Origin of the sequence: Streptosporangium carneum (assembly GCF_027922005.1) — a bacterium.
Taxonomy (GTDB): Bacteria; Actinomycetota; Actinomycetes; order Streptosporangiales; family Streptosporangiaceae; genus Streptosporangium; species Streptosporangium carneum.
On sequence record NZ_BSEV01000019.1, the window covers coordinates 150,188 to 164,036 of the forward strand.

Below are 13,849 nucleotides of genomic sequence, written 5' to 3' on the forward strand. Positions count from 1 at the left end.
ACAGCGCGGCGCTATCGTGGCCGGCGGCAAGCTCGAGGCATGCGAAACACCACGAAGCTCACTCTCGCCACCGCCGGATTCCTCGCCGTCGTCGCCGGAGGCGGCGCGGCCTTCGCCGTCAGCGCCTCGCCCGCTCCGTCGTCTTCCGGCACGACGGCCACGCCCGCGCCGACGAGCACGACGGCCCCGGCCGAGCAGGCTCCGCGGACCCCCGCGCCCGGTGAGGCCGAGGCGAAGGTCCAACGGGACGCGGCCGTCAAGATCGCGCAGGACAAGGCGCCCGGCGCCCAGCTGACGAAGGCCGAGTTCGACGGCGACGAGACGCCCGCCGTCTGGGAGGTCGAGTTCCGCCAGGGCGACGTCGAGCACGACTTCGAGATCGACGCCTCCACCGGCGCGATCCTGGAGCACGAGCAGGAGACCGAGACGGCCGAGGAGCGGAAGGCCGAGGCCGCCGAGGACCAGGCCGGGGAGCAGGACGACGACTGACCCGCCTCTCGCGTCGCCCGTGGAACGGGGCCGGCGCCCGTCAGGGCGTCTCGCCCGGTTCCAGGATCCCCCGGACCTCCATCCCGCAGATCTTGGCGTCGGGCCAGCGGGCGGCGATCTCCAGAGCGCGTTCCTCGCTCGCGCAGTCGATCACGCAGTAGCCCGCCAGGTGCTCCTTGGCCTCGACGAACGGGCCGTCGGTGATCACCGGGACTCCTTCCCGCACCCGGACGGCCCTGCTCAGCGACCGCCCCTCCAGCGCCTCCCCGCCGACCCACTCCCCCGAGGCCGTCAGCTCCGTCATCAGGGCGTCGGCCTCGCCCATCAGCCCCAGACGCTCCTGCTCCGACAGGGCCTCCCAGGTCCCGGGGTTGTTGTAGATCAGCAGCATGTACTTCACGTCTTCACTCCTCACGGTCGCGACGCCCGGCACGGACGTCTTCCTCGGCGGACGCCCCTCACGGAAGCCGCCGAGCAGCAGACGATATCCGGCCGAGGCGACAGGAACCGCGCCACGGCGAGCCGGCCCGGGTCCGTGACGGCCGGAAACCCCAAGGAGATCGTCATCACCCCGGCGAAGTCCACGATCATGTCCCGGTACGGCACCGCGCCCTCCGTATAGTCCGGCTGTACGCCTCCAAGATGACCTGACCTGACAGCCGAGGTCCGGTCCAGCCGAGACCACCGGACCACTTCCTGTCAACTCCGTCGCCTCTAGCATGATCATGAATGAAATTTCACTCTGCGAACGCGACCAAGACGGCCACCGTCTCGGAATCGGTTGCGATGACCAGCACTGATGATGTGCGCCGACTGCTGGTGGGCGCGCACAATGGCGAAAAGGGCTGTCGGACAGAACTCAGAGCGCCCAAAAGAACGATCTCCATTGCGCTTTGACCTCTCGCTGTAGTGACAGCGGGAGGAGTGAGCCGATTGGCGCGGCTGAAGCTGTGGGAGGTCAGCGACGAGCTGTGGGCGATCACCGAGCCACTGCTGCCTGAACATCAGCGCAGAGCATGTTGGCCAAGGCGTAAGCGCTTGGATGACCGCCCGGCCCTGCAAGGCATCCTGCTCGTGCTGCACACCGGTATCGCAGAGAGCGCCCGCCCCAGGAACTCGGTACGGCTCGGGCAGACCTGCCGGCGGCGGCTGAACGAGTGGAACAGGGCAGGATCCGGGAGAACGCCCTCCACACGAGGAGACGGCGGCCAGGGCAACGCCGACACTAGCGAGAACTTCGCCATAGCCAAATTCCAGTACGAACCGCTCCGTCCTACGATCTCCCAGGGAAACGGCAACGCATATGCACCGTTGACGCCACGGTATACGCGTACCCACCAGACTCGCCCCATCCGAGGCAGTCAGGGGAGCGGAATGACCGTGCCATTCAGCGGAGACGCCGGGGAAAGCGCCGACGTGGTCGGCCACTACTCACCGTTCACAGGCATGCACATGCCCGAGGTGAGCCACATCGAGGCCGTACCGGCCGGTGTCGGCCTGCTCGAGTCGCCCTTTGGCACCGGGTTGACAGGTGAGTCCCCTGATCGGGCGGAGGAGGCTGCGGCCGAATTGCTCGACACACTGCAGGACGAGGACTTCACCGACGCGCTCGAACACCTCGTTGACGAGGCAGCCGCGCAATACCTCGGCGAGCAGGGAGCCTGGTCGGCCACACCGTCCGAAACGGACTCCCGGGCCGCTCTTGAAGAATGGCTCGCCCCCCTCGCCGCCGCGGCCGAGCAGGCCGTCGACGGGCTCGTGGAGAGTCTTTCGACCGTCGACCTTCACGCGATGACCGGCTCCGACCTCGAGACGTTCCTGGCTTCGGCGGGGGAGGCGCCGCTGCTCGGCTCTGAAGGATTCGACGAATTCCTCGGCGGCCTTGTCAGAAAGGCGAAGAAACTGATCAAGGGTGCGGCCGACATGGCACGCAAAGGCGTCGCCGCCGTTGGGCGGATGCTGCCGGTTGGAGCTCTGCTGAACAAGCTCAAAGCCCTGGTAAGGCCGCTGCTACGACGCGTGCTCATGGCGGCGCTGAACAAGTTGCCGCCCACCGTCCGCCCGGTCGCCAAGACGCTGGCCGCGAAGCTGGGCCTGGGCGAGGCGAGCGAAGCGCAGGTCGGTCCCGAGCCGGTCGCCGGCCTGTCTGCGCAGTTCGATCTGGAGATGGCCGCGCTGCTGCTCGCCCCGGACACGCTCGATGAGGTCTTCGAGGCGGACGGGATGGAGGCCGGGACCGACGGTGAGGGCCCCGATCGACTCGCCGAACTCGACGACGCCCGCGCGCGCTTGGCACAGCAGCTCACCGACCTGCCCGCCGGCACCCCGCCGGCAGCCGAGATCGAGCAGTTCCTGCCCGTCGTGCTGGCCGCACGCCCGCTGATCAAGCTCGGCGTCTCACTGATCGGCCGGGACAGGATCGTCCGCTTCATCGCCGACCGCATCGCCGGGCTTGTAAAGGGCCTCATCGGATCGGACGCGGCACGGACGATCTCGCGGCCGATCGTCGACGTCGGGCTGCGCATGCTCGGCCTCGAGGTCCCGGCCGAGCAGGAACGCGCGCTCGCCGGCGAAGCGCTCGCCTCGACGGTCGAAGGCACGGTCCTGCGACTGCTGGAGCTACCGGCCGGCGTGTTCGAAGACGAGCTGCAGCTCGACGCTGCGCTGCAGGAGGCGTTCGCGGAGGCGGCCGCTGCTTATCTGCCCGATCGGTTGCTGCGCCCAGACCTGCCGGAGCGGGAGACGGCAGGAGAGGGCGGCGTTTGGGTGCTGATGCCCAGGGTGGCCCGGCCGCGCTTCCGGTTTCGGCGTTATACCCGCACCTTTGTGGTGCCGGTCAGCCGACAACTGGCCCGCTGTGTGCCATGGTCGGACGGCGGCACGCTGGAGACCCACCTGCTTGACCGCGGTGTCGAGCGGTGGCCGGTGCAGGCCGAGATAGACCTGTACGAGGCGCTGCCCGGCACCCATCTGGGCCACTTCACCCAGGACGAGGTCGCCGGCGGTGCCCGCCCACCGGACAGCGGTGAGTATGAATACCTCACCGCCGACATCGCCGGACTGCTGCTCGGCGAGCCGGCGCTTGGACGCAGGGCGTGGTACGGCAGGGCGGCCACAGTCCGACCGCGTCCGATGCCGGGCGACCGCTATTTCCGGGTGCGCATACCGGGAACGGCCCGCTGGCGGCGCTATCGGAGGATTCTGGTCCGCCTCGACGCGGCGGGGCAGTTGCGCGTCACGGTGCGCCTGTCCGAGCGACAGGCGCAGCAGATCCTGGCCAGGCTGGAACGATCGGCGCCGGCCGGGCGACGTGACTTGCCCTCGGTCCTGCTCATGCTGCGCGGCCAGTACGGACGAATCCTGCCTGCGATGCTGGCCGCCCGGATGCTCAAGCGTTCGCTCGTCGTCGATCAGTGGCGGGCGCGTACGGCCGCGGATCGGGTGGTCGCCGCTCTCACTGCGGGCCTGTCCGCATTCCTCACCAAGAGCGCCGCACAACTCGCCGCAGCGGTGCGCGATCCTGCGGACGGTGTCACGATCACGCTCACGGTGGACGGGCTCTCCCGCGAGAAAGTCACCGGCGAACTCCCGCCCGCCGCGGTCACCGTCCAGCCGGGGCGGGGTCGTGGCTGACGGCGTCCTGACCGGCGACGACCAGGTCGCAGCCGTAGGCGCGGCAGCCGACGACGCCATGGCCGAACGTGCCGCGCTCACGGTCGAGCTGTTGCACTGGCGGCAAGCCGCCGCGACGCTGGCCGACTTCGACACCGTGGCCGCTCCCGCGGCGTGGGCGGCGCTGGAGTCGTATCTCGGGCTCAGCCTGCGAGCGAGCTTGCGCGCGGTCGTGGCGCGGGTCACCGCGCAGGCCGACCGGGTGGCCGCCATGCTCGCCGCAGCCGTTGGCCCCGCCGATCTCAACCGGGTCCGAACGGCTCTGCTGCGGCTGCGGCACGACTACCTCCGGGCGGAGACGGTCGTCGATTTCTACGGCGACGCCGTGAACACCCGCACCAACCCACGGGTGGCCGCGATTCTGCGCGGCCTGGACGCGCTGGCCGTGGACAGCATGGAGCGCGGGCTGCGGCCGCTTGGCATCGACGTCCCGCCCGTAGTGACATACCTGGACAAGGGCATGGGCGCGTCCATTCTCAAGGCCGGGGCCAGGCTGTGGGACGCCTCCGTCTCCCCAGCCGCAGCGGTGAAGATCACGCGCCACAATCTGTTCCGGCCGACCTCCCTGGTCCACGAGACCGGCCACCAGGTCGCTCACCTGACCGGCTGGACGACCGAGCTCGCCGCGGCTCTGCACGCCGCCCTCGCGCCGTGCTCCGCATTCGCCGCCGACGTCTGGCGAAGCTGGGCCGGCGAGGTGGCGGCCGACGTGTACGCTTTCGCATTGCTCGGCTACGCCCCCGTACCGTCGCTGGCCACCGTGGTGGACGGCTCTACCCGGACGGTGTTCCGGATGCCGTTCGGCGATCCACATCCGTTCGCATGGCTGCGCGTGCTCTTCAACGCCGAGCTGTGCCGGTCGTGGTTCGGGCCAGGACCGTGGGACCGGCTGAAAGCGGGGTGGCTGGCACGGCACCCCCTCGACCAAGCTCCGGCCGAAGCCGCCGCCGTCGTGACGACCACCCTGCCCCGCCTGCCCGCGCTGGTGGACGCGTGCACCCGTGCGCCGATGCGCGCCTTCGGCGGGGTGCCGCTGTCGGCGTTGATCGACCCGCGCCGGGTCGCCCCTGCTGAGCTCGCCCGCCTGGCACGGCGCGCGGGCCCCTCCCTCTACACCTCGCACTACCTGCAGCGGATCGAACCGATGCGGATCCTCGGTTGGCTGGTGCTCTGCGGTGTCACGACAGGCGCACCCGACATCGATGTGGAGTCCTGGCTACGGCGGATCGGCAGCGACCGCGCCGCAGCCTCATGAGATCGCGAAGGGAAGCGACACATGACACGGGAAGACAGTTCACTGTGGACGATCCTCGACAAGATCGCTGAGATCGAGGAACGGCAGGTGGCGGTGCTCGATGCCCTTGCCTCCGGACAGCAGCAGCCGGCGATGAACGCCGGACAGCGTGAGATCGAGTTGCGGTTCCGAGCGCTGCGCAACATGCTCGGCAACTTCGGGCGGCGCGGTGAGCCTGACGTCGCGTTGCTACCGGTGGAACTGCACACCGGCTACGACCACGACCGACTGGTCTTCGCCGCCGGCCTGCCGAAAGGCGCACACGCCGTCACCCGGTTCTACCGAGACGGGACACAAGAGAAGACCGATGTGGACTCCCTGGTCGGCTGCCCGCCGGTGCTGGACAACCCCGGAGACGTGGTCGCCGTGCAGGTGACCGACGTCAAGGGCAATCCGATCGCGTTCGGTCTGATCCGGCGCGTCCAGCACGGCATCGGAAAGGCATGAGATGTTTCGCACACTGGCTCATTTGATCAGTGACCCGAACCTGCAGGGCACGACGACGCCGGATGCGGCCACCACCTTCGCGATCCACCCGGTGCAGCTCAGCCGCTGGCTGGAGGAGGTCTGGGCCAGGGGCGGCATCGCCAACTGGCCGCAAGGCTCCCCGACGTCGCTCAGGATCGACAATGCGCTCGGTGATCCTGCGATCACGGGTCGGCTTCGACTGCCCGACGGCTTACGCAACGACACTTTACGCTCGGGCATACGGCCGACTCCGCCCACCCCTCCGACGATCCCACCCGATTTCATGCCCTCTCCACCTGCGGCGCTCGGCCTCGACCTCCAGCTCCCGTTGCCGTGGGAACACCTTTTCTACGCGTATCTGGTGGAGAGCACCGGCATCGTCGAGATCATGTCTGAGGTGGTGCGCCGGTACGTAGTCGGTGAGACGCTGCCGACCCCGTCGGTGGACACCGTTGTCTGGGTACGGGCGACCGAGGAACTGTTCTTCCGCGACCCTCCGCTGTTCCACATCGGAGGGCTTACCAGCCAGCTCCGGCCGGATGCCCAGGTCAACCGACGCAACGCGTACTGGCGTATGTTCGGCTGCGACCTGCCGCACCCGCCGCGCGGCCCGGTCGACGGGCAGCCCTGGAAGCGGGACACCGGGCCGGGCGCCAACCTGCGCTTCATTGAGCTGTGGACAGAACTGCTACGCCAGGTGTGGGTAGGCATTGAAAACGATCGCAACTCGTCCGGCGCCAATCCCACAGACGCCAACTACGTCGGTTATCTGTGCCAGACGATCGGCGAGCTGCTGCGGCTGCGCCGCCGTAACGGCCTCCTGGCCCGCGAGGAGTTCGCGTACGTCACGATGCTGAGCTGGTTTCACCTGACGGTTGAATTCGACACCCCGGTGGTGCGAGACCTCAGCGCCGGCGCCGGTCTCGCCGGCGGCAACCCGGCGGACAGGTTAACCGCGATCGGTGCTCGTGTCGGCATCACACCGCCCCGCCACGCCCGCGAACTCTTCGAACTAGCCGACCTGGTGTCACCACTGCTGTGGTTCATCGAACTCGACCAGTTCAGCGCCGCGAGCAACGCCGAGCTGCTGTATCGGTTGTCCGGCACGCCGAATCCGCCGCTTCAGGCAACCATGGCCAGGATCATCGACCTGTGGCAGTCGGCGACCGGTGACCGGATCAAGGACCTGGCCGTCAGCGTAAGGCGTTCACCGGCGGCGACACAGTCGGCCCAGCCCGTCCGGCTACCGGCGCCGAGCGCGGCCGTGTCGCCGTCCGCGTCGGCCCAGCCGTTCGTCACCCCTTCCACCAACGGCAGTGTCACCGCACCGCGGGCGTGATCGGAGGCGGATATGGACACTTCGGAGGATTCAGACATCTTCATGTCCCGGATCGAGACCCCGGCCGGTGAGCAGACCGGCAGATGGCCGCTGCGCGACGACGTGTTCACGCATGCGGAGGAGCTCGCCGGGGAGGAGGAACACGCATCGGCGGACTACGGTCCGGAGCCCGAGCTGGCCGATTACGGTCCGGAGCCCGAGCTGGCCGACCACGGGCTCGAACTAGCGGAGGACCCGTTCGCCGGCCGCCATCCGGTCAGCGAGTCGATCGAGTCGACCTGGCCTGCGCGCTCGGTGCGGGTAAGCCCCGGGCGGCTGGTGGTGGAACGTCATCCGATGCTCGCCGGACACGCCGGAAAGCCGCCGGATCTGGTGCTGAAGTGGAACGCGATGAATGACCCGTCCCAGGTGGACGTCGTCGTGCACCTGCACGGCTACTCCGGTCACGGGCGGGCGATGAACCTGGTGCGCGACAAGGAGCCGGCCAGCGGACTCGATTTCGGAGATCCGGGGAATCCGGCGGCACAGGGGCGGACGTCGCCCACCCTGTTCGTCCTTCCACGTGGCCACTACTTCGGCGGCCGCTCCGGCATGGGGTACTCGTTCCCCGCGCTGACCGGGCCGGGCGCCGTCCAGGCCCTGGTGAACGACGCCCTGATGCGATTCGGCGCGGAGACCTCCAGCCTCGTGACGATGGGGCGGCTCATCCTCACCGCGCACTCAGGCGGCGGCGCCGCGCTGATGGCGATCCTGAAACACACCGACCCGGACGAGGTGTTCGCCTTCGACGCGCTCTACTCCAGCCCGGAGGCGCTGATCGTCTGGGCCCGGCGGCGCATCGCGCAGGACTCCGGGGCGTTGCGGGTGATTTACCGAGCGGGCGAGGGCACCGCGGCCCACAGCGAGCAGGTGCACCGCGCGGTTCGCGATGCGGGACTGGCCACGTTCCAGGTGGAGCGCACCCGCGTTGCGCACAATGACATTCCGCGGCGCTTTGGCTGGCGGCTGCTCACTGACGCCGCGGCGCAGTTGGCCGACACCGGCGCGCCCGGCGCCGCCGCGAGGAAGGAGAACGAGGAGTTCTTCGCCGAGACAGGGTGGCGCTTTGAGGACCCCGAAAGCGAGCATGACGAACTGGCCTTCGAGGAACTGTACGGCGCGGACGGCGAGGACGGCGAGTATGCCGGACACAACGGGGACGCCGGGTACGGCGGGGCCGTTGAGAGCTACGCGCCCGAAGAGCTGTTCGTGGATGAGGAGTCCGGTGAAGTCGAGAACGAGGAGTGGCGGCTTGACCGGGAGGCGAGCGGCGAGCTGTGGCCGAGCGAGCACGAAGCGTTCCCGTCCGGGCTGGTGCTCACGCCCGTGACCGGTCCCACCGGGCACAAAGAAGAGCACTGGGATCCCTATGCCACCGGGCTTCCGCTCTACGACACCGGGCCCGCCGTACGCCGGCGGAAGGTGTCCGCGCGCTTCACCGTCGGCGAGCTGGCCGGCAGCGGCGGCCAAGTGGCTGACAAGGCCCGGATTTCGGTGGAGCTGGTGCGCTGCCTTCAGGCCATCCGGGACCGGCTCGGCAAGTCGGTGCGGATCAGTTCGGGCTATCGCTCCTGGGCGCGGAACGTCAGGGTGTACAGCGGCAGGCAGGCAACGATGAGCAGGCACTGCAGCGGCCAGGCCGCAGACATCAGCGTCGTCGGCATGACCGGAATGGAGATCGCCAAAGTGGCGATCGACGTTTGGGGCGACAAGATCGGGATTGGTGTCGGCGACCGGTACGCCCATATCGACGTGCGTGGCCACTGGGCGGTATGGACCTACTTCAAGGGCGCCGCGGACAAGCAGGCGAAGGCCGAAATCGAAGCCTATCGGGCCGGGCGCGGTACGGCGGGGCTAGGCGGCACATCGGCGCAGTCTCCGCCGAAACAACCGACCGGCGAGGCGTCAGCCCCGCACGTGGTGGCGTTCGTCCGCGCCTTCCAACAGCACGCGCGGCGCAGCCAGGACGAGACCGGCGTACCGTGGCTGGTCACGCTCGGCCAGGCAGCGCTGGAGTCGGGCTGGGGCAAGCACGCGCCGCGTAACAACTTCTTCGGCATCAAGGCGAAGGCGAGCGCCCCGGAGTCCTCCCGGCAGCTTCTGCGAACCAAGGAGGTCCTCAAACGCCCCAACGCGGTTTTCCCCGAGGTCATCTCGGTGACTCCGCGACCGGACGGCAAGTACGACTACATCGTCAAGGACTGGTTCCGGGCCTACGAGTCACCGGCCGAGGCCTTCTCCGCGCACGGAGCCTTCCTGCGGAACAACAAACGGTACGCGTCGGCGTTCGCTCACCTGAACGACCCGTACGCGTTCGCCCGCGCGGTCGCCGCAGCCGGCTACGCCACAGCGCCGTCCTACGCGTCGGCCCTGACCGGCGTGATGCGGATGATCGAACACGCAGCAGGAGGCAGCTAGCCGTCATCACTCCACACGGTGGTCCGCATCTCGCCTGTGCCCTCAGGCGCAGGGACGCACAGGCTCCTCTCAGAGGCGACAACTCGGTTCATCAGCTCGGTCGAAGGCCTGATCGCCATCTCCGACCACAACAGGGCCGCGTACCGTTCGAGCTGACGGCGCGCCTGGGCCACGTTCCCCTCGGCCAGGAAGACGTCGATCAAGGCAGCGTGCGCGGACTCGCGCAACGGTTCCTCAGCTATCGCGGCGAAGGCGGCCTCGATCGCCTCAAGGTGACGGCCAAGCCGGCACAGTCGGCGAGCCAATGCCTCCAAGGCGTGGATCCGAACCTGGCGGATCCTCTCCCGCTCCAGCAGAAGCCAGTCCTCCTCCCAGCCAGGCAGCAGGTCCCCGCGCAGGATGCTGATGTCGGCGTCCTGCGGCTGCAAATCCTCGCCGTCGGCGAGTAATCGCCCCGCCTGGGCGATACAACTCCCGACGTCGACCTCAACCACCTCGTTCAGCCTCACGGTCTCACGCGAGACGCACACGAGACGCGCGTCGACTTGGCGCAGCCGCCACAGCGCGGTGCGCAGATTGGCACGCGACTGCTTGCTGCACGCCCCGTCCCACAGACGCTCGGCCAGGCTCATCCGAAAATGAGTCGGCGGAGTCGGCTGACCGAGCGAGAGGTAGACGAGCACGCGCTGTTCCTGAATCCGCAAGGCCACCGGCGAGCCGTCGACGACGAGGCTGAAGCCACCGAGTAAGGACAACTGCGGCACCCGGGCCGGGAAGCGCGAACCCTGGGTCATCCTGCGACCTCCTAGGCCGGCAGCGTGTGTCAATGACAGTCTGCGCTGGACCGCTTAAAAACCATCGATGGGTCACATTCAGCAGGGTGGCGTATGGATCAGCCGCCGGGTGACCCTGTTTCTGCAGGTTAAGCGGTTGGTGTCTGCGGCAGTAGGTTCTGCGCCGGTGTGTCGCCCCGATGACCCGCATGCAGTCATCGGGCTCGTGCGGGTGCCGTACCCGCTGTCCGGAGGAGTTACCCGGACATCCGACAGCACCACGACCTTCCGGGCAAACCGGAAGGTCGTGGCATGTCTCCTCGAGCGCTCATCCGGACCGACGAACCGGGACCTGAAGGCGATACAGCCCTTCGACCACATCGAGCCCGGAATCGGCGACAGCGTCGCTTTCGCGGATCGGTGATCGTTACGGTTTCAGGACGGTGTCGATGAAGTAGACCGTGGCGTTGGCGGTCTGGATGTTCCCGCACAGCACCGTGGCCTCGTTGACCATGTAGATGTCACCCGAGCGCTTGATCGTGAGCTTGCCGCCCTGGAGCGTGGGCAGCACGGTGTCGGAGAGGTCGGCCAGAGAATGGCGTCCCATCGCGACGTGATAGGAGACGACCTGAGCCAGCTTGTCCCGATCGGCGAAGAGCTGCTGCTGTTCAGCCGCTGAGAGCTTGGTGAACGCGGCGTCCACGGGTGCGAACAGAGTGATGTCCTTGGCCGTCTCCAGCCTGTCGGTCATCTGGGCCCTCGAAATGGCCGCCACCATTTTCGTCAGGTTGGGATTACTGGAGATGGCGGTGACCAAAGGATCTTTGGCCATGGAGCTGAAGTCCCCGCTGCCGCCGTTGGACAGAGCGGAGCACGCGGGGCCGAACGGCTTGGACGGCCCAGCCTGTGGAGGATTCTGAGGCGCGGGACCTCGCGGCTGAGTTTCGTCTGACCTCCCGTCCGACGATCCGTTCTTTGGGCACTTTCTCCAGGACGGGTCGCCTTCCTTCCACTTCGGATCGCACGGGCACTTTCTCCAGGACGGGTCGCCTTCCTTCCAGCTCGGATCGCACACGACGCACTTCTTCCAGGGCGGGTCGCCTTCCTTCCAGCTCGGATCGCACACCACGCACTGATTCTCGGGTGGGTCCCCTTCCTTCCAGTTCGGGTCGCAGTGGCACTTTTTCTCGGGCGGGTCGCCTTCCTTCCAGTTCGGATCGCACGGGCACTGATTCTCGGGCGGGTCGCCTTCCTTCCAGTTCGGATCGCAGTATGCGGGTTTGCTCGGCCCCTCACTCGGCTCGCTCGGCCCCTCGCTCGGCCCCTCGCTCGGCTCGCTCGGCCCCTCACTCGGCCCCTCACTCGGATTCGGTTCTCCCCCTTCCGTCGGCGGTACGGATGGCGGAGTGTTCTCGGGAGGTGGTGGAGTGTTTTCAGGAGGCGGTGAAGGAACTGGAGTGTTCTCGGGGGCCGGTGAGGCCGGTAAAGGTCGTAAATCCAGGCGTGTGTCGGTTCGTGCGCCTGTAAGCATTGCAGCGGATTCCGCTGACTGCATGGCAGGGAATACGGCACATGCGACTGCGGTCAGCGCACATGCGAGCACGACTCTGTTTTTCATGATTGCCTCTGAAACAGCAGATGGTCAGGTTGTTGAGAACGGCCCCCACCAGATTCCCTGGACTACGACCCGGCTGTTACCCGCAGGGTCGACACCACCCACAGTGGTCGTTCAAATCTGCACCGCAAAACTGGCGCGGCCCTCCGTTGGCCATGTGGCACGGAGCACTCTCAGTGCCGGCAGGAACGAGGACGACCGCGACCGCGAGAACGGCAGCCATCACGACCTGAAGCGCCGTGGCGCAAGCGAGCTGCCCACTTTTGCGATCATTGACGTCGCAAGCGTTGCAGAGCGGCTTGAGGTCGACCATTGCAGGCTTGCGCCTGACCTCGCTTCCTTTTTCCCGACCTGGGAGCTGTCAGCCTTGCGAGGCTTTCCGTTTTCACTTGACCGCGCCGCACGGGCGCATCACATATTGCGCCAAGGAGAGCAGGGACCACGAACAGGATCACCGCTACAGCGAGAATTTCCCCTTCCTCTTCCTTCGGGGTGAAACCGGTTTCTCCGGCGACCAGCGCAGAGAACGCCAATCTACCTACTTTCATGAGAAAAGCGGACCCTGGATCGACGCAACCCCTTGGCGCCCTCCTGTGATGTTTCGAGAAGCTAATTTTGCATACGGCCAACCGGCTGTGCATTGTTTTCTGATCGCGGTGTCACCTTTTGTCTGGATCTGGCCAGCTGTGACTTAGAATCCCTAACAGAGTGATCGACCGCACGCCGCGACCCGAACACGGCTCCGGCCTGGGCACTCGGCGACAGGTCGTCTGGTGCGCCTTCGCGCTCCCGCGCCCAGGTGCCGGTGCACCGCACCCGGGCCCGGTCGCCGCGTTTTCCTCCCGGCCTGTCAGCAGGTGGCGAGCATGCCCTCGAGGGCGGTCTTCTCCGAGCTCTGGAGGGTCAGGCTGTAGTACCACTTCACCTGGATCCAGGCCCTGGCGTAGGTGCAGTGGAAGGAGGCCACGGACGGCTGCCAGGTCGAAGGGTCCTGGTCGCCCTTCTGCTGGTTGACGTTGTCGGTCACCGCCCACAGCTCAGGGCCGCCCAGGTCGTTGGCGTACGTCTGCCGCTGGGCGGTGGTCCACGCGTGGGCCCCGGACCGCCAGGCCTCGGCGAGCGGCACCATGTGGTCGATGTCGACGTCGCTCGCGGCGGTCCAGGTGGCGCCGTCGTAAGGGGAGTACCAGTTGCCGGAGACGGCGGCGCAGCCGGAGTCGACGACCACGCCGACGCCGTCCCTTTTGAGCACGGTCTCCCGGGTGTTGCAGGCGCCGCTGACGGTGATCCAGTGGGGGAACAGGCTGCGATCGTAGGTGGACTGGTTGGACTCGTTCGCGACGGTGAGCGTGGCGAGCCTGGCGGCGGCGGTGGAGGCGGAGGGGATGTTGGGCGGGGTCGCCCACGCCGTGCCGGTGGTCAGGGAGAAGGTGAGGATAGTCGCGGTGAGGGCAGCGAGAACCGCGGTGACGACTCGTTTCACGAGTGGCCCCTTCTGTTGCCCGCCTCGGCCAGTCGGAGGGTCTGGTCTTTGCGAGGCGAGAACAGACGGAACTTCTCAAGTCCCTTTAAAAGGGCAAATATCAGGGTTTGACGACGAGACCCGGCCTGGTTGGTCGGATCATGCCGCTAACGCGCACGAAAATGTCCCCGACCTGCGCATACGCACAGGGAAAGTCATCGGCCCCCGAAAGCCCCCACATCGAACGGACCACGAAAATCTGGTAAACAGCCCTTCCTGT

At 67.5% G+C, this 13,849-nt stretch carries 10 protein-coding genes and 1 pseudogene; 7 read left to right on the top strand and 4 right to left on the bottom strand.

From position 1 onward, the window contains the following. Nucleotides 1–39: 39 nt before the first annotated feature. Complete coding sequence (locus PKF00_RS31315) at nucleotides 40–489, top strand: PepSY domain-containing protein (protein WP_271221289.1); 450 nt, start codon at nucleotides 40–42, stop codon at nucleotides 487–489. A gap of 40 nt (nucleotides 490–529) precedes the next feature. Here PKF00_RS31315 and PKF00_RS31320 read toward each other — a convergent pair whose 3' ends face one another. Next, the gene (locus PKF00_RS31320) at nucleotides 530–880 is read right to left on the bottom strand and encodes a YciI family protein (RefSeq protein ID WP_271221314.1); all 351 of its coding nucleotides are present in this window, start codon (nucleotides 878–880) and stop codon (nucleotides 530–532) included. 533 nt (nucleotides 881–1,413) lie between these two features. Between PKF00_RS31320 and PKF00_RS44735 the strand changes: the two are divergent. From PKF00_RS44735 to PKF00_RS31345, 6 genes and pseudogenes are all read left to right on the top strand, one after another. Further along, nucleotides 1,414–1,650, top strand: a pseudogene (locus PKF00_RS44735) (transposase); the annotation flags it as partial. A 213-nt stretch (nucleotides 1,651–1,863) separates the two neighbouring features. Beyond that, on the top strand, nucleotides 1,864–4,122 hold the full coding sequence (locus PKF00_RS31325; protein WP_271221290.1) for a hypothetical protein: 2,259 nt from the start codon (nucleotides 1,864–1,866) through the stop codon (nucleotides 4,120–4,122). Then, nucleotides 4,115–5,416 (top strand): hypothetical protein, encoded by a 1,302-nt coding sequence (locus tag PKF00_RS31330; RefSeq protein ID WP_271221291.1) that lies wholly within the window; start codon nucleotides 4,115–4,117, stop codon nucleotides 5,414–5,416. Before PKF00_RS31325 ends, PKF00_RS31330 begins: the two co-directional genes overlap by 8 nt. A gap of 21 nt (nucleotides 5,417–5,437) precedes the next feature. Beyond that, the gene (locus PKF00_RS31335) at nucleotides 5,438–5,902 is read left to right on the top strand and encodes a hypothetical protein (protein ID WP_271221292.1); all 465 of its coding nucleotides are present in this window, start codon (nucleotides 5,438–5,440) and stop codon (nucleotides 5,900–5,902) included. 22 nt (nucleotides 5,903–5,924) lie between these two features. Beyond that, nucleotides 5,925–7,262, top strand: a complete 1,338-nt coding sequence (locus PKF00_RS31340) for a hypothetical protein (protein ID WP_271221293.1) — start codon at nucleotides 5,925–5,927, stop codon at nucleotides 7,260–7,262. Nucleotides 7,263–7,274: 12 nt separating this feature from the next. Beyond that, complete coding sequence (locus PKF00_RS31345) at nucleotides 7,275–9,719, top strand: glucosaminidase domain-containing protein (protein WP_271221294.1); 2,445 nt, start codon at nucleotides 7,275–7,277, stop codon at nucleotides 9,717–9,719. Here PKF00_RS31345 and PKF00_RS31350 read toward each other — a convergent pair. The 3 genes from PKF00_RS31350 to PKF00_RS31360 form a co-directional block, all read right to left on the bottom strand. After that, entirely contained in the window at nucleotides 9,716–10,513 is a 798-nt protein-coding gene (locus tag PKF00_RS31350) for an AfsR/SARP family transcriptional regulator (protein ID WP_271221295.1), read from the bottom strand. The two genes, PKF00_RS31345 and PKF00_RS31350, sit on opposite strands and share 4 nt — an antisense overlap. A gap of 406 nt (nucleotides 10,514–10,919) precedes the next feature. Beyond that, nucleotides 10,920–12,110: a fasciclin domain-containing protein gene (locus PKF00_RS44535; RefSeq protein ID WP_309298453.1), complete on the bottom strand. Its 1,191-nt coding sequence runs from the start codon at nucleotides 12,108–12,110 to the stop codon at nucleotides 10,920–10,922. An 847-nt stretch (nucleotides 12,111–12,957) separates the two neighbouring features. Next, entirely contained in the window at nucleotides 12,958–13,590 is a 633-nt protein-coding gene (locus tag PKF00_RS31360) for a GmrSD restriction endonuclease domain-containing protein (RefSeq protein WP_271221297.1), read from the bottom strand. Between the last annotated feature and the right edge of the window lie 259 nt (nucleotides 13,591–13,849).

What these genes read in the sequence shown, in the direction of transcription:
- PKF00_RS31345 (WP_271221294.1), top strand. Translation starts at nt 7,275, where the DNA reads ATGGACACTTCGGAGGATTCAGACATCTTCATGTCCCGGATCGAGACC.
- PKF00_RS44535 (WP_309298453.1), bottom strand. Translation starts at nt 12,110, where the DNA reads ATGAAAAACAGAGTCGTGCTCGCATGTGCGCTGACCGCAGTCGCATGT.
- PKF00_RS31350 (WP_271221295.1), bottom strand. Translation starts at nt 10,513, where the DNA reads ATGACCCAGGGTTCGCGCTTCCCGGCCCGGGTGCCGCAGTTGTCCTTA.
- PKF00_RS31325 (WP_271221290.1), top strand. Translation starts at nt 1,864, where the DNA reads ATGACCGTGCCATTCAGCGGAGACGCCGGGGAAAGCGCCGACGTGGTC.
- PKF00_RS31315 (WP_271221289.1), top strand. Translation starts at nt 40, where the DNA reads ATGCGAAACACCACGAAGCTCACTCTCGCCACCGCCGGATTCCTCGCC.
- PKF00_RS31320 (WP_271221314.1), bottom strand. Translation starts at nt 880, where the DNA reads ATGCTGCTGATCTACAACAACCCCGGGACCTGGGAGGCCCTGTCGGAG.
- PKF00_RS31335 (WP_271221292.1), top strand. Translation starts at nt 5,438, where the DNA reads ATGACACGGGAAGACAGTTCACTGTGGACGATCCTCGACAAGATCGCT.